At 55.8% G+C, this 20,985-nt stretch carries 15 protein-coding genes and 1 pseudogene; 5 read left to right on the forward strand and 11 right to left on the reverse strand.

The window, feature by feature from the left end:
* The first annotated feature begins 259 nt into the window (after window positions 1-259).
* The 4 genes from pncB to PGQ95_RS22950 all read left to right on the forward strand — a co-directional run bounded on the left by pncB (window position 260) and on the right by PGQ95_RS22950 (window position 6,076).
* Complete coding sequence (gene pncB, locus PGQ95_RS22935; RefSeq protein WP_430919434.1) at window positions 260-1,462, forward strand: nicotinate phosphoribosyltransferase; 1,203 nt, start codon at window positions 260-262, stop codon at window positions 1,460-1,462.
* 164 nt (window positions 1,463-1,626) lie between these two features.
* Window positions 1,627-3,027, forward strand: a complete 1,401-nt coding sequence (gene asnS / locus PGQ95_RS22940) for an asparagine--tRNA ligase (protein WP_047045619.1) — start codon at window positions 1,627-1,629, stop codon at window positions 3,025-3,027.
* Window positions 3,028-3,619: 592 nt separating this feature from the next.
* The gene (gene ompK35, locus PGQ95_RS22945) at window positions 3,620-4,699 is read left to right on the forward strand and encodes a porin OmpK35 (protein ID WP_063447558.1); all 1,080 of its coding nucleotides are present in this window, start codon (window positions 3,620-3,622) and stop codon (window positions 4,697-4,699) included.
* Window positions 4,700-4,885: 186 nt separating this feature from the next.
* Window positions 4,886-6,076 carry an amino acid aminotransferase gene (locus PGQ95_RS22950; RefSeq protein ID WP_045395708.1) on the forward strand — a complete coding sequence of 397 codons (1,191 nt, stop codon included), beginning with the start codon at window positions 4,886-4,888 and terminating at the stop codon, window positions 6,074-6,076.
* Window positions 6,077-6,143: 67 nt separating this feature from the next.
* On the opposite strand, the gene PGQ95_RS22955 is transcribed toward PGQ95_RS22950, so the two are convergent.
* From PGQ95_RS22955 to cmoM, 7 genes and pseudogenes are all read right to left on the reverse strand, one after another.
* Window positions 6,144-6,791, reverse strand: a complete 648-nt coding sequence (locus PGQ95_RS22955; protein WP_015367455.1) for an MBL fold metallo-hydrolase — start codon at window positions 6,789-6,791, stop codon at window positions 6,144-6,146.
* Between the two features lie 13 nt (window positions 6,792-6,804).
* Window positions 6,805-7,356 carry a YcbK family protein gene (locus PGQ95_RS22960; protein ID WP_015367456.1) on the reverse strand — a complete coding sequence of 184 codons (552 nt, stop codon included), beginning with the start codon at window positions 7,354-7,356 and terminating at the stop codon, window positions 6,805-6,807.
* A gap of 252 nt (window positions 7,357-7,608) precedes the next feature.
* Complete coding sequence (gene ldtD, locus PGQ95_RS22965) at window positions 7,609-9,405, reverse strand: L,D-transpeptidase (protein ID WP_430919436.1); 1,797 nt, start codon at window positions 9,403-9,405, stop codon at window positions 7,609-7,611.
* 184 nt (window positions 9,406-9,589) lie between these two features.
* Window positions 9,590-14,038: a chromosome partition protein MukB gene (gene mukB / locus PGQ95_RS22970; protein ID WP_430919438.1), complete on the reverse strand. Its 4,449-nt coding sequence runs from the start codon at window positions 14,036-14,038 to the stop codon at window positions 9,590-9,592.
* A complete protein-coding gene (gene mukE, locus PGQ95_RS22975; protein WP_015367459.1) occupies window positions 14,038-14,742 on the reverse strand; it encodes a chromosome partition protein MukE in 705 nt (234 codons plus the stop codon). The genes mukB and mukE overlap by 1 nt, the downstream gene beginning before the upstream one ends.
* Complete coding sequence (gene mukF, locus PGQ95_RS22980; protein WP_430919440.1) at window positions 14,723-16,045, reverse strand: chromosome partition protein MukF; 1,323 nt, start codon at window positions 16,043-16,045, stop codon at window positions 14,723-14,725. Before mukF ends, mukE begins: the two co-directional genes overlap by 20 nt.
* A pseudogene (gene cmoM, locus PGQ95_RS22985) lies at window positions 16,042-16,846 on the reverse strand (tRNA uridine 5-oxyacetic acid(34) methyltransferase CmoM). The gene mukF and the pseudogene cmoM overlap by 4 nt, the downstream one beginning before the upstream one ends.
* A gap of 121 nt (window positions 16,847-16,967) precedes the next feature.
* On the opposite strand from cmoM, the gene elyC reads away from it, so the two are divergent.
* Entirely contained in the window at window positions 16,968-17,747 is a 780-nt protein-coding gene (gene elyC / locus PGQ95_RS22990; protein WP_213317005.1) for an envelope biogenesis factor ElyC, read from the forward strand.
* On the opposite strand, the gene PGQ95_RS22995 is transcribed toward elyC, so the two are convergent.
* From PGQ95_RS22995 to PGQ95_RS23010, 4 genes are all read right to left on the reverse strand, one after another.
* On the reverse strand, window positions 17,724-18,617 hold the full coding sequence (locus tag PGQ95_RS22995) for a YcbJ family phosphotransferase (RefSeq protein WP_316424641.1): 894 nt from the start codon (window positions 18,615-18,617) through the stop codon (window positions 17,724-17,726). The genes elyC and PGQ95_RS22995 overlap by 24 nt on opposite strands.
* A 130-nt stretch (window positions 18,618-18,747) precedes the next feature.
* Entirely contained in the window at window positions 18,748-19,494 is a 747-nt protein-coding gene (gene kdsB / locus PGQ95_RS23000; protein ID WP_045375627.1) for a 3-deoxy-manno-octulosonate cytidylyltransferase, read from the reverse strand.
* Window positions 19,491-19,673, reverse strand: a complete 183-nt coding sequence (ycaR, locus tag PGQ95_RS23005; protein WP_042892909.1) for a protein YcaR — start codon at window positions 19,671-19,673, stop codon at window positions 19,491-19,493. The genes kdsB and ycaR overlap by 4 nt, the downstream gene beginning before the upstream one ends.
* A 62-nt stretch (window positions 19,674-19,735) precedes the next feature.
* On the reverse strand, window positions 19,736-20,965 hold the full coding sequence (locus PGQ95_RS23010; protein ID WP_316424475.1) for a winged helix-turn-helix domain-containing protein: 1,230 nt from the start codon (window positions 20,963-20,965) through the stop codon (window positions 19,736-19,738).
* Between the last annotated feature and the right edge of the window lie 20 nt (window positions 20,966-20,985).

Raw genomic sequence — 20,985 nt, forward strand, 5'->3', positions numbered from 1 at the left:
GAATCTTCATCTTTTCAACGTTCAACACGAAAATCGCTACATTTTGATAACACATGAGGCACGAAATGCGCTCGACCCGACGCAAAGCTTGTGGTGTGATCCGTGTTCAATATATTAAACTAGGCCTCGCAAATGACCGTCAGCGTTACCGTCGAGCCATCGCAGCAGGACAGCACCGGGTATTAAAGGTATACTCCGCCTCCTTTTTTCTGCTTTGGTTTGAATGGAACGCCCCAGTGAGAGGATGCTACTGCGCACCATGACACAATTCACTTCTCCTGTACTGCACTCGCTGCTTGATACGGATGCCTATAAGCTGCATATGCAGCAGGCCGTCTTCCACCGCTACTACGATGTGGAGGTAGCGGCAGAGTTCCGCTGCCGCGGAGACGATCTGCTCGGCATCTATGCCGAAGCGATTCGCGAGCAGGTCGAAACCATGCGCGACCTGAAGCTGCAGGACGATGAGTATCGCTGGCTGTCCACCCTGCCGTTCTTCTCGCAGGACTATCTCGACTGGCTACGCGACTTCCGTTACGACCCAAGCCAGGTCACCGTTATCAACGATCATGGCAAGCTGAATATTCGCCTCGCCGGGCCGTGGCGCGAAGTGATCATGTGGGAAGTGCCGCTGCTGGCGGTCATCAGCGAACTGGTGCACCACTACCGTTCGCCGGAAATCGGCGTCGATCTGGCGCTGGAGACGCTCGAACATAAGCTTGCCGACTTCGCCGACATGACCGCCGACATCGATATGTCGGCATTCCGCCTGATGGATTTCGGCACCCGCCGCCGCTTCTCCCGTGAAGTACAGCAGGCTATCGTGCAGCGCTTGCAGCAGGAGCCGTGGTTTGTCGGCACCAGCAATTACGATCTGGCCCGCCGACTCAATTTAACCCCGATGGGCACCCAGGCGCACGAATGGTTCCAGGCCCACCAGCAGATCAGTCCAAACCTGGCCAGCAGCCAGCGCGCGGCGCTCGCCGCCTGGCTGGCGGAATATCCGGATCGGCTGGGTATTGCTCTGACCGACTGCATCACCATGGACGCTTTCCTGCGTGATTTCGGTCCTGAATTCGCCACCCGCTATCAGGGACTGCGCCATGATTCCGGGGATCCGCTGGAGTGGGGCGAGAAAGCAATCGCCCATTATCAGAAATTGGGTATCAACCCGATGAGTAAAGTGCTGGTGTTCTCCGATAACCTCGACCTCGGCAAAGCGGTCGATCTGTATCGCCACTTCTCCTCGCGGGTGAAGCTCAGCTTCGGTATCGGCACCCGGTTAACCTGCGACATCCCACAGGTGAAACCGCTAAATATCGTGATAAAACTAGTAGAATGTAACGGCAAGCCGGTGGCGAAACTCTCCGACAGCCCGGGTAAAACTATCTGCCACGATAAGGCGTTCGTCCGCGCCCTGCGCGAGGCGTTTGACCTGCCGCCGATTAAAAAGGCGAGTTAATTTCAACAAGGAGCCTGGCAGGCTCCTTTTTCTTTATTAATTATTATCAAATTATCCCTTTATGATGCGAATTCTGCTTGTCTGATGGAAGATGACAGGTAACATAGATATCCCCCCGTTGAAGGGGAAGAGACTTTTTTATTGGACTATATAGAGAGAATATTATGAGCGTTGTGCCTGTAGCCGACGTACTCCAGGGCCGCGTTGCCGTTGACAGCGAAGTCACCGTGCGCGGATGGGTGCGTACCCGCCGAGATTCTAAAGCTGGCTTTTCTTTCCTCGCCGTCTATGACGGTTCCTGCTTTGATCCTGTACAGGCCGTTATTAATAATTCTCTGCCCAATTACAATCAGGAAGTATTACGCCTGACCACCGGCTGCTCGGTTATCGTCACCGGCAAAGTCGTGGCCTCCCAGGGTCAGGGCCAGAGCTTTGAAATCCAGGCCTCCAGCGTGGAAGTCACCGGCTGGGTTGAAGATCCGGACACTTACCCGATGGCGGCGAAACGCCACAGCATCGAGTATCTGCGTGAAGTGGCGCACCTGCGTCCGCGCACCAACCTGATTGGCGCGGTAGCGCGCGTACGTCACACCCTGGCGCAGGCGCTGCACCGTTTCTTCGACGAACAGGGTTTCTTCTGGGTATCCACCCCGCTTATCACCGCTTCCGATACCGAAGGCGCCGGTGAAATGTTCCGCGTATCAACGCTGGATCTGGAAAACCTGCCGCGTAACGACCAGGGTAAAGTCGATTTCGATAAAGACTTCTTCGGTAAAGAGTCGTTCCTGACCGTTTCCGGTCAGTTGAACGGTGAGACCTATGCCTGCGCACTGTCCAAAATCTATACTTTCGGCCCAACCTTCCGCGCCGAAAACTCCAACACCAGCCGCCACCTGGCGGAGTTCTGGATGCTGGAGCCAGAAGTTGCCTTCGCGAGCCTCAACGATGTTGCCGGTCTGGCGGAAGCCATGCTGAAGTACGTCTTCAAGGCGGTACTGGAAGAGCGTGCGGATGACATGAAGTTCTTTGCCGAGCGCGTAGATAAGGACGCCATCGACCGTCTGCAGCGTTTTGTCTCTGCTGATTTCGCCCAGGTTGATTACACCGACGCCGTCACTATCCTGGAAAACTGCGGCAAGCAGTTTGAAAACCCGGTGTACTGGGGCGTGGATCTCTCCTCCGAGCATGAGCGTTATCTGGCCGAAGAGCACTTCAAAGCGCCGGTGGTCGTGAAAAACTATCCGAAAGACATTAAGGCGTTCTACATGCGCCTTAACGAAGACGGTAAAACCGTCGCCGCAATGGACGTTCTGGCGCCGGGCATCGGCGAAATCATCGGCGGCTCCCAGCGTGAAGAGCGTCTCGACGTGCTGGACGCGCGTATGGCCGAAATGGGTCTGAATAAAGAAGACTACTGGTGGTATCGTGATCTGCGCCGTTACGGCACCGTACCGCATTCCGGCTTCGGTCTGGGCTTCGAGCGTCTTATCGCCTACGTAACCGGCGTACAGAACGTTCGCGACGTGATTCCTTTCCCACGTACGCCACGTAACGCCACATTCTAATCGCGTTTCGTAAAAACACTGACAAGGTCGGCGCAAGCCGACCTTTTTTTATGTCAATTTTCGTGAACGAATTTCAACAAACTTAAACATCAACCTTCACATTTCGTAATTATGTTACTCACTATTTCCTTACCCTTAGTACGTAGATTTCGCACCTTATGTTAAGACACAAGTGAATACGCTGATTGAATTGGCTATTTTTTAATCATTCTGCGCACGTTATGCAAAAATAGCGCCTGAGCGAAAATGGGACGTAATTGAGTCAAAAAATAATCAAATCTGGCTTTAGCGAAAATATTCATAACTAATTCATATAGATATATATGAGAAGGTGACAATCTTCGCAAAGTGGAACGGAATTTTGATTGAGTTCACAAAGTTCCTAAAAATACATATTTAGTTACATGTTTTTTCTTTTTGTAACCAATTTACGATATTGGTAGCATTTTCCGGCTAGCGAAACGGCACCACCGATGGAAAGATGCCTTCAGACACCAAACTATCTTCAATAGTTCTGTAAATTTTCATTGACGGAATTTATTGCTGGCGGTGGCAAGTGTCATATAAAAAATATTAATGAGGGTAATAAATAATGATGAAGCGCAATATTCTGGCAGTGGTGATCCCTGCCCTGCTGGTAGCCGGTGCGGCCAACGCTGCGGAAATCTATAACAAAAATGGTAACAAACTGGATTTCTACGGAAAAATGGTTGGCGAACATGTCTGGACCACCAATGGTGACACCAGCAGCGACGACACCACCTATGCCCGTATCGGCCTGAAAGGCGAAACCCAGATCAACGACCAGTTGATCGGTTACGGCCAGTGGGAATACAACATGGATGCGTCCAACGTTGAAGGTTCCCAGACCACCAAAACCCGTCTGGCCTTCGCCGGTCTGAAAGCGGGCGAATATGGTTCATTCGATTACGGCCGTAACTACGGCGCCATCTACGACGTCGAATCCGCAACCGATATGCTGGTTGAGTGGGGCGGCGACGGCTGGAACTACACTGATAACTACATGACCGGCCGTACCAACGGCGTGGCCACCTACCGTAACTCAGACTTCTTCGGTCTGGTGGACGGCCTGAGCTTCGCGCTTCAGTATCAGGGCAAAAACGATCACGACCGCGTTATTCGTAAACAGAATGGCGACGGTTTCAGCACCGCGGCAACCTACGCGTTTGATAACGGTATCGCGCTGTCCGCAGGTTATGCTAACTCCAACCGCAGCGCCGACCAGAAGCGTGACGGTAACGGTAACAAAGCTGAAGCATGGGCAACCTCTGCTAAGTACGATGCTAACAACATCTACGCCGCTGTCATGTACTCCCAGACTTACAACATGACGCCGGAAGAAGATAACTACTTCGCGGGCAAAACTCAGAACTTCGAAGCCGTGGTTCAGTATCAGTTCGATTTCGGTCTGCGTCCGTCCCTCGGCTACGTGCAGACAAAAGGTAAAAACCTGCAGGCTCGCGGCGGCTTCGGCGGCGGCGATGCTGACCTGGTTAAATACATTGAACTGGGTACCTGGTACTACTTCAACAAAAACATGAACGTGTACGCGGCGTACAAGTTCAACCAGCTGGACGACAATTCCTATACTCGTGAAGCTGGCGTCGCCACCGACGACCAGGCTGCGGTTGGTATCGTTTACCAGTTCTAATCTGTAGTACACCCCTTCGTGATATGCCTAAAAAGCAGGACTTCGGTCCTGCTTTTCTGCGTTACTAAGACGAAGATCGTAACTTGCAAAAACCTTCTCGCTTTTTGTCGCAAACGGTTGGCAATTTGTAAATCTACCGTTACCCTGATAGCGGATTTCCCTCAGTAATCACAATGGAACCTCGTCATGTTTGAGAACATTACAGCCGCCCCTGCCGACCCTATTCTGGGCCTGGCCGATCTGTTTCGTGCCGATGACCGCCCAGGCAAAATTAACCTCGGAATTGGTGTTTACAAAGATGAGACAGGTAAAACACCTGTTCTGACCAGCGTAAAAAAAGCCGAGCAATATCTGCTGGAAAATGAAACCACCAAAAACTACCTCGGTATTGATGGTATTCCGGAGTTTGGTCGCTGCACTCAGGAGCTGCTGTTCGGTAAAGGAAGCGCAATTATCAGCGATAAGCGCGCCCGTACCGCCCAAACCCCAGGCGGCACCGGCGGCCTGCGCGTAGCGGCTGATTTCCTTGCCAAAAACACCGACGTTAAACGGGTATGGGTAAGCAACCCAAGCTGGCCGAACCATAAAAGCGTTTTCGGCGCAGCCGGGCTGGAAGTGCGTGAATACGCTTACTACGATGCCGCTAACCACCAGCTTGATTTCGACGGTCTGCTGGCCAGCCTGAACGAAGCGCAGGCGGGCGACGTTGTGCTGTTCCACGGCTGCTGCCACAACCCAACCGGTATCGATCCGACGCTGGAGCAGTGGCAGCAGCTGGCGCAAATGTCCGCCGAAAAAGGCTGGCTGCCGCTGTTTGACTTCGCCTACCAGGGCTTCGCCCGCGGTCTGGAAGAAGACGCTGAAGGCCTGCGTGCGTTTGCCGCGCTGCATAAAGAGCTACTGGTCGCCAGCTCTTACTCGAAAAACTTCGGCCTGTATAACGAGCGCGTTGGCGCCTGTACGCTGGTTGCCGCCGATCAGGACACCGTCGATCGCGCGTTCAGCCAGATGAAAGCGGTTATCCGCGCCAACTACTCAAACCCGCCGGCGCACGGCGCCTCGGTGGTGGCGACGATTCTCAGCAACGACGCGCTGCGCGCCATCTGGGAACAAGAACTCACCGATATGCGCCAGCGTATTCAGCGCATGCGCTTACTGTTTGTGAATACTCTGCAGGAAAAAGGCGCCAGCCGCGACTTTACCTTCATCACCAAACAGAATGGGATGTTCTCGTTTAGCGGCCTGACCAAAGAGCAGGTACTGCGTCTGCGTGAAGAGTTCGCTATTTATGCGGTCGCGTCCGGGCGTATCAACGTTGCCGGCATGACGCCTGATAATATGGCGCCGCTGTGCGAAGCCATCGTCGCGGTGCTGTAATTCTCAGCCCTGACGCATAAGAAAAAGGCCGCAAACGCGGCCTTTTTTACTTCCTTGAGGTCAGGCATTACCAGACCGGCATTTCATCCTGCAGGAACGGATTATGCAGGCGCTCATATCCCAGCGTCGATAACGGGCCATGACCGGGGATAAACGTCACGTCGTCGCCCAACGGCAGCAGTTTACGTTTAATCGCATCAATCAGTTGTCCATGGTCGCCGCGCGGGAAGTCGCTGCGCCCTACTCCGCCTTTGAAAATCACATCGCCGGAAATCAGCAGACGAGAGGCATCGTCAAAGAAAACCACGTGCCCCGGCGTATGGCCAGGACAGTGCAATACCTGCAAAGCGATATTGCCGACGGTCACCACATCGCCTTCATTCAGCCAGCGGTCCGGTTGCAACGGCTGACACTCATCCAGCCCGAACATGCGGCTTTGCGCCGGCAATCCTTCCAGCCAGAACTCATCTTCTTTTTCCGGTCCAATAATTGGCACACCGTAATGTTGCGCCAGCTCGGCTGCCGCGCCGACGTGATCCAGGTGACCATGCGTCAACAGGATCTGCATCAGGCTGACGCCTGCCGCCGCCACTTCTTCCTTGATGCGCTCGGCATCGCCGCCAGGATCGACCAGAGCGGCAAGCCGGGTTTGTTCACACCAAATTAAAGAACAGTTTTGGGCGAACGCCGTGACCGGAATAATACGATAGTTCATGATGCTCCTTTCGTTACCAGTGCCGTACCGGACCGGTATCAATATGCACAAAGTTGCTACGTGGGTAGTATCCTACACCACCTGAGCGCATAGATAACGCCGCTTTGCGAATATTGCTTAAGGCAACGCCTTCAATGTGGAAATCCATCGCCTGGCCTTTGGTGTGATAGCTGTGTTTCGCTACACCACGGCTTCGTGCGCGAAGTTCATCGTTGGTATCGACGGAGCGATAACCGGAGATGAGCTGGACAGGCTTATTGGTGCCGAGTAGTCCCTGCAGGCGGTAAAGCTGATCGAACAATCCTGGGTCAATAGACTTAATTTTGTTCGCGCGGAAATCACGGAAAAAGTGGTTAAGTCTTGCTAATTCATCCTGAATATAGCCTCTACCATCGAAAAACTCCGCCTTGAGTGATTCACCGGTGTGCAGGTTATTCAGCGTCAAAATACGCGGTCGGGGGGTCGAGAGGGTGGCAAATGCCGGCGCAGGGAGAATGGCGGCAGCACCGAGGGCAGCGCCACCCAACGCCAGCAATCTGCGGCGATTAGCGTCAAATTTGTCCATGATAATCAGGTCTACAGGTAAATGAATCGTAATATACTTTTCCGCTAAAACATTTTTGGCTGGGTCGTATTGACCGCCGCAATACATTTTTGCGGATTATATGTATATGCACTTCTGGCGCACGAAAGGCACCTTACCGGGCATTATTGCCAACGTCAAGGCAGCCTCACCCCAGGAAATACGGGCCTTGTAGACGACCATGGCCCGATTTCGTTCAGTGCTAGGACAACATTTTTCGCAGAACTACTTCATTTACCTGATTAATTGTTCCGCTTTTGGCAGAATTTGTGCGCTGGATCGCGCGGTGAGATCGTAATTGTAAATATCTGTTCGATATTGTGTACGTCCATCAGCGCCAACAAAGGCGGTCAAATAATATAAATTAACCGGAATATTTTGCCGAATATTGACGTAGCGCGTATCCCCCTGCTTCAGCGCGTCGGAAATGCGTGAATCATTCCAGCCCGCATCCTGCAAAAGCATATTCGCCAGTTCAGAGGCTTTATTGACGCGAACGCAGCCCGAGCTCAACGCGCGAACATCTTTCTGGAACAGATTGTGGTTCGGCGTATCGTGGAGATAAATAGCATCCGAGCTTGGCATATTGAACTTATAACGTCCCAGCGAGTTGCGCGCGCCCGGCGCCTGCTGGAAACGGAACGGTAGATTCTTCTCGGTGATGGTAGACCAATCGACGCCATACGGATCGATAGCTTCTTTGCTGTTCCAGCCGCGCATCAACGTATAACCATGCTGTTCCAGATAGCCTGGATTGTTGCGTACCTTCGGCAGAATATCTTTGCGCGCCAGCGTCGGCGGCACGTTCCACGGCGGGTTGACTACCACGTTGTTCAACGCGCTGCTCATCATCGGCGTTTTACGATCCGGACGACCGACAATGACTCTCGATGCCAGCACCTGACTGCCGTCCTGGTAATAGACCAGCGAGAACGCCGGAATATTGACCATGATGCCGGTGGACAATTTACTCGGTAACAAACGCAGACGCTGGATATTCAGCGCCAGTACGCCGGCACGCTGCGCCGAAGAGACGTTCAGCCAGTCGCGGGTGGACTGGCCGATGACGCCATCAGCGCCCAGCCCTTGCCAGGCCTGAAAGCGCTTCACGCCTTCTACCAGTTGGCGATCGTAAACGCCGCGCGCGGCAGGTTTTGCTTTCGATTTCGGTTTCGCCGATGGGCTTACCACATCGCCCGGTAGGGCGATTTTCGCCGAATCATCCAGCATGCCGGTACGCTGCAGAATTTCACGCAGGGCGCCAATATCGTTGCTCCACTCGCCCGGACGCAGCGAGGCATTACTGGTCAGCTGCGGCCACGGACGGTTATCCGCCACCAGCGTCAGCAGCGCCTGATGCATTGCTTCATATTGTGAATGTTGTGGCGCCAGTCCGGCAATAAACTGCGGTAGCGAACCGTTATCCAGCGCCAGCTGCCACTGGTTAATCACCGACAGCGGCGGCGTCGCCATTTTGTACGGCGTTGAGCCATACAGCCAACGGTTCCCCTGCATCGGAATACCGCTAATAAAATGCAGATATCCCATCATGGCGTCGGAGAGTACGACATCGCGAGCCATGCCGCTGATGGACGGGTCCGTGAGTAAGCTTACCCATGTGGTGAACTGCGGCTGGAAGCCGGCGATAGCGACCTCTGCCAGCTGCTGCTGGAAGGCCTGTACCGCATCGCGGTTCTCCCACATGGGTTTCATGTCGCGGGCGGCGTACAGCGCCACCAGCGGGTTGATATAAACCGGGTGATAACCCGACGGCAGCATGGCCTCGATTTCAGCGCGGCTTTTCGCCACCGCATCCGCCGCCAGCGGCTGCTCGCCGGCCATTTGCGCGACCGCAGCGGACTGACCATCGTTTTGTACCAATGCCGACGAAAGATCGCCCACCGTCGCGGAGCTGTCGGTGGGTATAATTTCAGGCTCTGCGGCCTGAACATTAAACAGCGGAGCAAATGCAAAAGCCAGGCTCAAGCTGAGCACCGACAATTGTCGACCATACCGTTTCTTTAGCAACATCCCTTGCCCCCTGTTAACACATTGCTGCCCGCCTAATGGGGCTTATTCTCAGTATATAAAGGCGAAAACGCTTTTGCCTTACCAAATGTAAAGAAGTTTAAAGGCTATACCCTGTTAGCGTACTGTACAGAAAAACAAAAAGGGCGACAAATTGTCACCCTTTTTCCTATTAATCGACGCCCTTTCAGGAGGCGTCAGCGGTTCCAGGCAGCGCTTCCGGCACCGGCGCGGCAAAACCGCGCAGACCGACAACGTGTACGTGTTCGTGATTATTGAACACTTTACGCACCAGTTTATAGGTGGTGCCTTTTTCCGGACTGATATTTTCCGGGGCCGCGATAATCAGCTGCATCTCCAGACGTTCACACAGTTCGAACAGCGTAGCGATAGAGCGGGCATCAAGACGCGCTGCTTCATCGAGGAACAGCAGACGGCAAGGCGAGATATCCTTCCCGCGCAGACGACGGGATTCATCTTCCCAGCTCTGCACCACCATCACCAGAATCGACATCCCGGTACCGATCGCTTCACCGGTCGACAGCGCGCCGGACTCCGCACGCAGCCAGCCGTCTGAACCACGGTTAACTTCCACTTCCATTTCCAGATAGTTGCGGTAGTCGAGCAGTTCCTCGCCGATGGTTTGCGGCGTACGTTGCCCCATATCAATCTGCGGGTTCAGGCGTTGATACAGTTTGGCCAGCGCTTCCGAGAAGGTCAGGCGATTGCTGTTAAACAGATCCTGATGCTGCTCATGCTGTTCAGACAGTACATCAAGCAGCGTCGAGTGGGTCTCGCGCACGTTGACGTTCAGACGCACGCTGTTGACCTGACCGAACGATACGCTCTGCAGCCCCTGGTTGAGCATGCGAATACGGTTCTGTTCACGCTGGATGGTCTTGCGAATGATATTCGCCACGCTGCGGGAGCTGATCGCCAGCTTCTGTTCACGGTTGGTCAGCTCTTCGGTCAGACGGCTGAGTTCGATTTCCATCTGCTCGATCGCTTCTACCGGATCATCGGTGCGAATAATATCCTGGCGGATTCGCTCGCGCAGATGCTGATAAACGGCAACGAAGAACTGAATTTTGCGCTCCGGACGTTTCGGATCTTCCGAAATACGCAGGACGTCGCGCAGGTGTTCGTTATCGGCGACCGCCAGACGCAGCGCGCCCAGCGCCTTATCCGACATCGAACGCAGTTCGTCGGCGGAGAGATAGGCCAGCTCGCGGCGGTGAAGACGACGTTCCACGCCGTTGTCTTTCACCAGACGCATCACCGCGCACCATCCCGCTTTAGCGCTCACTACCTGCTCGCGCATTTCGCAGTAATCGCGCTCCAGCTTGCGCAGTTTGCGGGTCAGATTGTCCATCTCCGCTTCGCAGAAGGTCAACGCTTTCTCCAGCTGATTACGGCGGGAGCGGTTGTTGCTCAGCTGCATATGCAGTTCATCACGACGCGCACGCGCACGCTCTTCCGCGCCGGCATCGGCGCGCACGCCGATATCCTGCAGCTCTTTATACAGATCGTTGAGCAGCTCTTTCTTGGTGTCATACGAGCTTTTCAGCGACGCCAGCACCTGGTTGTACTGGTTCAACTGCGCAACGTGGCTACGCATTGCTTCGCGAGCGCGGCTACGCTCGGATTCTGCTTGTTGCAGGCGCTGGCGCAGCTTCTCGTTGAGATCGCTATTGCCGCTGAGCATCTCCGCCGAGTCAGAATAGCTGAAGTGGGCGCGGCGCTGCACGACTTCCGCCAGCGCGAAAGCCTGCTGGCGCGCATCGCGCTGGATTTGCTGCGAATAGGCGTAATCTTCTTTCAGCTGCTCGAACTGCTCCGGGTCGCTCTGCAGTACCGAGACGATCGGTTCCAGTTTCGCCAGCTGATTGCCATACTGCTGGATAAAGCGCGCCGCTTCCTGCGCTTCGTCCAGACGCTCCTGGATTTCATCTACGCGATCGGCCAGCGTCTCATCGGCCAGCAGATTCAGGCGCGGCAGCAGGCGGTTAAGCGCCGACACGCCCTCTTTCGCCTGCTCGTACTGGACGCGGTTCTGTTGGTTATCGCTTTCATGCGCATTCAGCGCGCGCTCGAGTTCGCCGCGGCGGCTGTTGAGTTTGCGGATCTCTTCTTCCGGGTCGTCATCAAAGGCAACCGCCAGATGGCTACCGATGAAGCGGCTGAAGGCCTGATGCAGGCGCTGCGTTTTCTGCACGTCAAACGACAGCGTAGCAAAACGCTCGGAGAGGCTTTCGCGCTCTGCGTGCAGCGTTTCGATGCGGTTTTCACGCGCGGCGCGGCCAAACAGCGGCAGCGTCGGGAAGCGCGAATAGCGCCACTGGCGGTCGGCAATTTTCACTACCACCGCTTTTTCCAGCTCATCGACGCTGAAAACGCTGTCATCGAAGGACTGCGGATCGCCTTCGATCAGATACAGGTCTTCCGGGCAATCTTCCAGCCCTTCGAGCTGCTCCGCCACCTGTGACAGATCCGGAACCACGATCGCATGGCGCGATGGGCCATAAAGCGCGGAGAAGTACGGGGCATCTTCGAGGCTAACGTCGTCGTAGATTTCCGACAACAGCACGCCGCCAAAGCGCTCTGCCAGCGCGTTCAGACGAGGGTCTTCAGAACCGCCCGGCTGGCTGAGACGCTCGATTTCTTCGTCGATGGCGCGCTTGCGGGCGCCGACTTCATCACGCTCAACAATTGCTTCGCGCTCGCGCTCCAGCAGTTGCTGCAGGTACTCGGTGACATCCTGGCTTGATTCAAACTGCTCGCCGCTCTGCTCGCACAGCTGGTTGAGGCTGTTTTGCGCCGCCAGCCAAATCGGCGCCCGGCGCATCAGCGTCTGGGTACGCGACTGCAGCTGTTCCAGCTCCTGACGCAGAGCCATGCGCTGTTCCTGAGCGTTAGAAACGCTATCGGCTAACGAAGCGATGCGCGCTTCCAGCTCCTGATGCAGCGTTTCCAAATCGTCGATATCGTAGCGTTTGCCCTGGCGCTTACAGAACTCGGCCAGCTGGCGCTCGGCGTCCTGTTGTTCACGCAGACGCTGTTCCAGCTCGTTGAGACGGCTACGCAGCCCATGAGCCTGCTCCGCCAGGTGGCGCTGGTTGACGCCGTCGCGTAATAATTCACGCGCCACATCCCAGGCTTCATTACGCGCCAGCGGACCGTTGATCGCCGCAACCAGCTGATACGCTTGTTCAAACTGGCTGTGCGCGGTTTGCGCCACGCTCATTTTCTGTTCCAGCGACAGCATTTTTTCCGTCGCTTCCAGCTCTTTCGCCTGGAAAGTTTCCAGCCATTCGTCGGCGCTGTCGGCGGTTAAATCCGGCAGGTGACACAGCGCACGCGCGCGTTCCAGCGCCTGTAGCGCCTGATTGTACTGAATGGCGCGAGTCTGCTGCACGTCGAGCGCCTGCTGGTAATCGGCGAGCTGGCTTTTCAGCTCATCCACTTCCAGTTCGGCGGCCTCGGCGCGGGCTTCGTTTTCTTCCTGCTGGTCGGCGGCTTCCGCCACCACTTCATTTTGCTCCTCCAGACGAATCTGCAGTTCGTCGAGATCCGCCTCGTAGCGCTCGATTTTTTCTTGCTGACGCAGGGCGGTTTGTACCAGGTTCAGGTGATCGCTGGCGGCCTGATAATCAGCTTCCAGATCGCCTTCTGCGCCGTTGTGTTCCTGCAGCTCGCGCGCCATATCGACATGTTTGTACTGCTCTGCCGCCAGCTGCGAACGCGAGGTAAAGAGCTCGCGACGGTACTCCAGCGCTTTATCCAGATGGATTCGCCGCTCGTTGGCGTGGCGCATGTAGTCCGCCGCCACGTAGTTGGTGGCTTCGCTGATAAGGTGCTTAAACAGATCGCGATCGGACTGAGTAACGCGAATCGCTTCCAGGGTCATACGGTTTTCACGCAGCGCCGCTTCCATATCCTGGAACGCCTTACGCACGCCGCTGTTCTCCGGCAGCAGGTAATCGCGCAGGGAGCGGGTAATGGTGCTGGAGATCCCGCCGTACAGCGAGGCCTCAATCAGGCGGTAGTATTTGCTACGATCGGATGCTGAACGCAGACGACGCGCTACCACGCCCAAATCAAACATCAGCGAGTGATATTCGGTAATCGAGTTAAACTGTTTGAATTGCACCCCTTCCATGGCGTCGAGCTTGTCTTTCAGCTCGTTGAGGCTCACGACGCGCGCCTGGCGCTCGTTGAGCGTTTCGGTCAACAGTTGGGTCGGCTGGATCGAAGTTGGCAATCCCTGGATGGCAAATGGCTTAATATCGACTTTACGATCGCGCCCGGCAACCTGCTGCAGACGTACCCCGACGACCACGCGCTGGTGGCGTGAGTTGATCACATCGAGCACCGAGTAACAGACCCCAGCGCGCAGTTTACCGTGCAGGCCTTTATCGCGCGAACCGCTGGTGGCGCCCGCTTCGGTGGTGTTACGGAAGTGCAGCAGGGTTAAATCCGGGATCAGCGCCGTGACGAAAGCCGCCATGGTGGTGGATTTACCTGCGCCGTTGCCCCCGGAAAGGGTGGTTACCAGCTCATCAAGATCGAAGGTCCGGGCAAAAAAACCGTTCCAGTTAACCAGCGTCAGCGAGCGAAACTTACCGCGTTCAATCATTATTCTTCCTCCCCGCTATCCGGCTGATTCTCTTCATTCTCATCATTGAGCTGCAGGTGATTCTCCAGCGCCATCGCTTCACCGTCGCGGATCATGCGCAGCTGCGCTTCGCGCGGATCGTCGCCAACGCGCACGTCAGCGCCAAAGCGGAACACCGATTCGGTGATGCGGAATTTACTGCTGTCGTGGCCCATAAACCACACCATGCCGAGGCGGCGCAGGCGGTTGAGGGACGCGCGCATTTTTTCCTGCAGCTTCTGGCGGTCGAGGTCGGAACCGGTGGAACGGTTGTTCACCAGCTTCAGTAATTTACTTTCGTCCGCCAGCGTCAGCAGCTCATCGTAGAGCTCCTGCTGGGTGAAGATGCCTTCATTAGCCAGACGTTCGGGGCTGAGATAGAGGTAGCAAAGAATTTTGCCGACCATCATATCCAGCTCTGACAATACCGAGCGCGGGATCAAGGTCGTGGAGCGCGGGCGCAGGTAGAAGAACCCCTCCGGCGCGCGGATCAGCTCAACGTTGTAGCGAGCGTAAAACTCTTCCAGGTAATCCTGAAAATCCATCAAAAATGCGTGATTATCCAGCTCATCGAGGCCAATGTGACGGCCTGCGCGCAGGGCGCTATCCAGCGCCGGAAATAACGGATTGGCCAACGCCTGCGCCAGCTTAGCTGGCATCACTTGTTCAATATTTGTCAATGACATGCGCCTGTACCTTGGCTCCGTAATCATTAATCGGCTGCCATTTTGCCGGCAGTCCGGTGAAATCTGCCTGGGCGACGCCCAGCTGTACCGCCTGGTCAACGACGATTCGCGCGACGTCAAAGTGACGCGCGCGCGGATACTGCGCCAGGAACTCTCGCGCCACCAGGCCGAGATCCAGCGGCATACCCTTCTCTTTGTAAACCACCAGCTGCGCTTCAATCAGCGCGGCCAGCTGCTCGCGAATTTCGTTGAACTCTTCGAATTCGAGGTCTGCCGGCAGCTCGCCGGTGACTTCTTCATCGCGCAGCGCCATCTCTTCATCGCGCATATCCAGCAAACGGTCGGCGCTAGCGTAGGTCAGTGCCCACGGAGCATCGAAGTAGGTTTGCACCGACTGACGCAAACGCTGGGCGAAAACGCGGTTTTTATCCATATCGATGGCGGTACGGATAAATTTATGTACGTGACGATCGTAACCGATCCACAGGTCAATAGCCTGTTGGCCCCAGCTGACGATACGGTCGAGCTTGCTTTGCAGGTCGAACACCAGACGGTCGACAAAATGCAGATCGTCGCGCGCGAAGGTGGCGTCCTGGATACGCAGCAGGTTGGCCTGCAGCTTGTCGCCCGCCGCATCCAGGGTATCCTGCAATTCGCGCAGGGTGCCGGAGGTTTCGGACAGCAGCAGTTCACAGCTGGAAATCGCCGCGCGCCAGTCTTTGTTCAGCAACTGGGCGATATCATCTTTCACCTGCTGCTGCTGCTCATCCATGATGCGTTGAGTCAGATCGATACTATCGAAGATTTCCGCCACCGAATATTTCAGCGGCGCAAAAACGTTGCGATGCCAGTGGAATTCATCGCCGCCCTCATCCGCGGAATCTGCAGCCCGCTTCAGTTCGCCGGCCACAATCGACAGCTGCATCGACAAACGCAGGGTAGAAAATTCGCGCTGGCGAATGTAGTAGTCGGTAATGCCGATACCTAACGGCGTCAGGCGGTAGATCGCATTCCCTTCCGTTATTTCGCTGGTAAAGCGGTTCAGCAGACGCTGGCGCACCATATCGTTGATGGCGTTATTGGCGCGCTGGCTGATGGTTTCGCTGGTCTGCTCAAACGCATCACTAACGTGGCGGAACGCGTCCACCAGTTCTCCCTCGGTCATTTCCCCTTCCAGCCGCTCGCCGTTCAGCGTGGCGACAGCCAGCAGAAAAGAGAGTCTGTCGACCGGCAGCGAGATGGAAAAATCATTTTTCCTGGCCCAGGCAACCAGTTCGGGGACTGTCTGGGAAAATTCACTCATAGTTTATCCTTGCATCTGCGGCTGTGCGCCTGGATCTTTCTTAAGCGCGGTGACATGAATATAGCGGCCCAGGCTGATATACGGCTCCTGGCGACAGTAGCGCGTTTCCAGCTCCAGCAGCGCCGCAAAGCTGTCATGCTGTTTACGTTTCTCACGCAGATAATCATGAAACACCCGCACGCCGGTTTTACCGGTTATCTGCCAACCGAGATCTTCCAGCCAACCGTAAACCTGCTGCGGATCGCGCGGATAATCCGGCGATAGCGTGCGTTTTTTCTTTTTCGGCATGCCAATTTGCACGTAGTCGAAGTTTCCGGCGACCATATTGTGCATCAGCAGGCCGTTAGCATTGTAGAACATTAACGACAGCGCGCCGCCCGGACGCAATACCGACCACAGCGTGCGCAACATTTCCTGCGGTTCCGCGACCCACTCAAGCACCGCATGAAACAGTATCAGATCGACGGGGCTTTCCAAATGCTGAGCAATATCCTGCGCCGCGCATTGTACAAAATGCATGTTGTCGATCACACCTTTATCGCGGGCCGCCTGCTGAGCGCGAGCCACCATTTCGGCGGAAAGATCGCATAGCGTGACGTGGTGGCCTAATTCCGCGACGCGGATCGCCGTTTGCCCTTCGCCGCCGCCGGCATCCAGCACCCGCAACGGCCCAGGCCCCATCTGCGTTAGCAGCGGTTCCAGATCCTGCCAAAGGATCGCCTGGCGCAGTTGGCCCTTGGTGGTGCCATAAATATTGCGCGAAAACTTTTCAGCGATGTCATCAAAATTGCGATCCTGCACGGACGACTCCACAAGCCAACACAAAACCGCTATTTTGTCATACCCACGGCGATAATGAAGCGATCTGTTATAAGATCCACGCAGAACTTTGCTTATATGGTTAAAAAAGGAACCATTTGGGATGCTTTTCACACTGAAAAAGGTATTGGGCGGCATGATGCTGCCGCTTCCTCTGCTGTTATTGCTGATGGCGATCGGCATCATCCTGCTATGGCGCAGCCGTTTTCAGAAAACCGGCAAAGCGCTGGTTACTCTGAGCTGGCTGTTGCTGGCGCTATTAAGCCTGCAGCCGGTGGCTGACGGGTTGTTAAAACCGATCGAGAAAAGCTACCCGACCTGGCGCGGCGGCAAATCCGTTGAGTATATTGTGGTGCTGGGCGGCGGTTATACCTGGAATCCACAGTGGGCGCCAAGCTCGAACCTGATCAACAACAGTCTGCCGCGGCTGGCTGAGGGGATACGCCTGTGGCGGGAAAACCCAGGCGCGAAAATGATCTTTACCGGCGCGGCGGCTAAAACCAACCCGGTTAGTACCGCCGAGGCGGGGGCGCGCGTCGCCGAAAGCCTCGGCGTACCGCGTAGCGCGATTATCGTCCTTGACCGACCAAAAGATACCGAACAGGAAGCGGCTGAAGTCAAAAAAGCCATCGGCGCGGCGCCATTCCTGCTGGTGACGTCCGCCTCGCACCTGCCGCGAGCGATGATATTTTTCCGCCATGCCGGACTGAATCCGTTACCGGCGCCTGCCAACCAGCTGGCGGTGGAATCGGCGCTTAACCCCTGGGAGCGCGCCCTGCCGTCACCGTATTGGCTGATGCACAGCGAACGCGCGATTTACGAGACCCTGGGACGAAGCTGGCAGTGGCTGAAGGGAGCGTCAGGCGATCCAGGGCAGGATTGATTTCGCGGCAAGCGAGAAACGGGCGCGATCGAAGCGCCCGGTATTCACCAGACTTTCGACTTCATCCCATAGCTGATACAGCCAACGCCGCCAGACGAAAGACTCCGCGACCGGCGCCCGCTGCAGGTAGCGCCAGAGTAACTGCTCCCCTAACCCGCCGTCGGCGAGGCGGAACAGTTCGTACTCGCGCGGCGCCCACAGCATCATCCCCGGACCGACCATCGCCAGCAGCTGATCGCTGCGCGCGTCTTTGAGCATACTACGTAGCGTAAAGCAGCCATGAACCAGCACGCAGTTATCGCTAAAATCACTAAACAGCTGCGGCAGGCTCTCACGACTGCGGAATAAAATGCGCTTATCCTGCATCGTCAGCCCGGTGTCGTGATAGAGGTTGAGCGTGCTCCACAGCATTTCTACCCGCTGGCGATACCAGTGAGGCCAGAGGTTTTCCTGAGTGCTATCGACCATTCCCACACAGCCGCCGCTATCGTGGCGATGCCACGTCAGTAACCCTTCGACAATCTGATCCTGCAACTGCTCCCACCGCTCGGGCGTACGCGCCGGCGCTTCCACTGAAACGCCGCGTAACCGTTCAATCAGCAATACGTCAGGTCCAGGATGTTCTTCATGCGTCATGACGCCGTATACCACCGGCATACGAACGGTGCCGCTACGGGCAAGCAGCGAAATTTTCCACGCCAGCTGGCGCGCTACGCCGGGCGTAGTAAAGCTTTTCGCCAACAGCGGCATTGGGTTTCCCTGCGCATCATACAGCGACCATAGCGCTGACGAGGGTTTCTCGCTAACGCACTCCACGCGGCTTAGCTTCTCGCCAAGCAGGTGGCTCAGTTCGGCTCGCAACTGTTCCATCATAGATACCCTCATGAAAACTACTGTTTTCATAATGAGCGTATGGGGGCGACTTGTCAGCGGATAAGATCAAAAATGGGCTAATTAGCGGCAGAAATATGTCCCCTCCAGGCGAAGGGGACGGTAAGGATTAACGCAATTCGGCGCGGACGCGCTCCAGATCTTCCGGCGTATCAACGCCGGTGCCAGGAACCACTTCCGCCACCGCGACGTGGATTTTTTCGCCATACCACAGTACGCGCAGCTGTTCGAGCATCTCAATTTGCTCAAGCGGGCTTGGCGCCCAGCTAACGTAACGACGAATAAAACCAGCGCGATAACCGTAAATACCAATATGGCGCAGCAGGGAATCGCCAATTTCTTCGCGCGATTTTGCAAAACGATCGCGATCCCACGGAATAGTCGCGCGAGAAAAATAGAGCGCGTAGCCGTCGGCATCCATGACCACTTTGACCGCATTCGGGTTAAATGCTTCTTCGGCATCGTGGATAGGTACCGCCAACGTTGCCATCCCGCTGGTGCTGGCCGCGAGGTTTTCCGCCACCTGTCGCACGATCGCCGACGGGATCATCGGTTCATCACCCTGAATATTGACGATGATGGTGTCATCGCTGAAAGCGCATTTTTCAACGACTTCCGCCAGACGTTCGGTGCCGGATTGATGGTCCGCGCGGGTCATGCAAACCTCGCCGCCCGCGGCTTCAACCGCACGCGCGACATCTTCATGATCGGTGGCGACGATAATGCGATCCGCGCCAGATTCGCGGGCGCGCTCCAGCACGTGGACTATCATCGGTTTACCGTTGATATCCTGCAGAGGTTTTCCCGGCAGGCGCGTGGAGGCAAAACGCGCAGGAATAATGACGACGAAACTCATGGCTGGCTCTCTTCTACCGCGAGTGAGCGCGCTTCGTTTTCAAGTAGTACCGGGATGCCTTCGCGCAGCGGGAAGGCCAGGCTGTCGGCTTTGCAGATAAGCTCTTGCTTATCCTGGCTGTAGTACAGCTTACCGTTGCAAACCGGGCAGGCGATAATTTCAAGTAAACGGTGATCCATGATTCCTCCTGATGGACCGAATAGATTTGGCAGCAGCATATCACAGGATGGTCGCCCGCGTATCACGCGGCATCAACGCCCCAACCTTGCCGCTGGTTAGCAAATAGCGTCGCGGGTAACTGGCGCAGCACAACCTCTTCTGCACCTTGCCAGCGCGCAAAATCATTAATTGCCCGCTGGAGCCCGCTTTCCAGCCCGGCAGTCACTTTCACGCCCTCTTCCAGCCACAGCGAAAAGATCTCCAGCATGCCTCCCTTACGGTGCAACTTGCTGTCCATCCTGCCAACCAGTTTGCCCTGATGCAGCAACGGTAGCACAAAGTAGCCATATTGCCGTTTCGGCGCCGGGGTATAGCATTCCAGCCGATAGCTGAAGTTGAATAACTGCTCGGCGCGTTTACGGTCCCACACCACCGGGTCAAACGGCGAGAGCACGGCGCTGTGGCTGGCGGTTAACTTCCCGCCGGGTGCCGATTCCAGCACAGCGTGCAGATCGCGATGCAGCCACATTTCACCCAGTTCCTCAACTATGACCGGCGTCACCAGCCCCTCATCCTGCCAGCCCTTCAGCAGCGCCGGTAATGCAGGCTGGCGTAGGCGATAATAATCGGCCAGCCACTGTGGGCGAAAAATGCCGAGGCTGCGCGCGCTGTTGCGCAGCATAATGGACTCGGCCTCCAGGCGGGAGAGCGCGTCGCGCTCATCATCCCAGTGCGGCATTGCCCGATGTGTTAAATCATAGACGCGATGAAAGTTACGCCGCTCAACGACCATCAGTTTGCCGGCGGTGAACAACCCTTCAAGATGACGTTTATGCGGTTTCCATTCCCACCAGCCGCTGGCGCCTTTACGCGGATGGGAAAAATCCGCCGAGCGAACCGGGCCATTTTGCGCGATATGCGCCAGCAACTCTTCTATGCTGGCGGCATGTTCGTGCATCCACTCTTTATGGTATTTCCAGCCCATCTTGTCGGGATTCAACATCCGATGGCGTACGAGGGCGAAATCGCTGCGCGGCAAAAAACAGGCCTCATGAGCCCAGTATTCCATCAGTTCGCCGCTACGCAGAGAATCATCCAGCCAGTGCTGCGGATAGCTGCCAAGACGGCTAAACAGCACCAGATAAGGGCTACGGGCGACCACGTTGATCGTATCGATTTGCAGCAGCGACATCTGCTGGATGGTGGAAAGGATGTCAGTCTGGCGTGCGCGACGCCGGGGCTTTTTCAGTAACCCTTGCGCCGCGAGATGAAGATAGCGAGCTTCTTTTAGCGACAGTTGCAATACCGACATGCAGGTTCTCCGTAGGGGAT

The sequence above is a fragment of the Klebsiella sp. 141240 genome, assembly GCF_050600805.1.
Lineage (GTDB): Bacteria > Pseudomonadota > Gammaproteobacteria > Enterobacterales > Enterobacteriaceae > Klebsiella > Klebsiella aerogenes.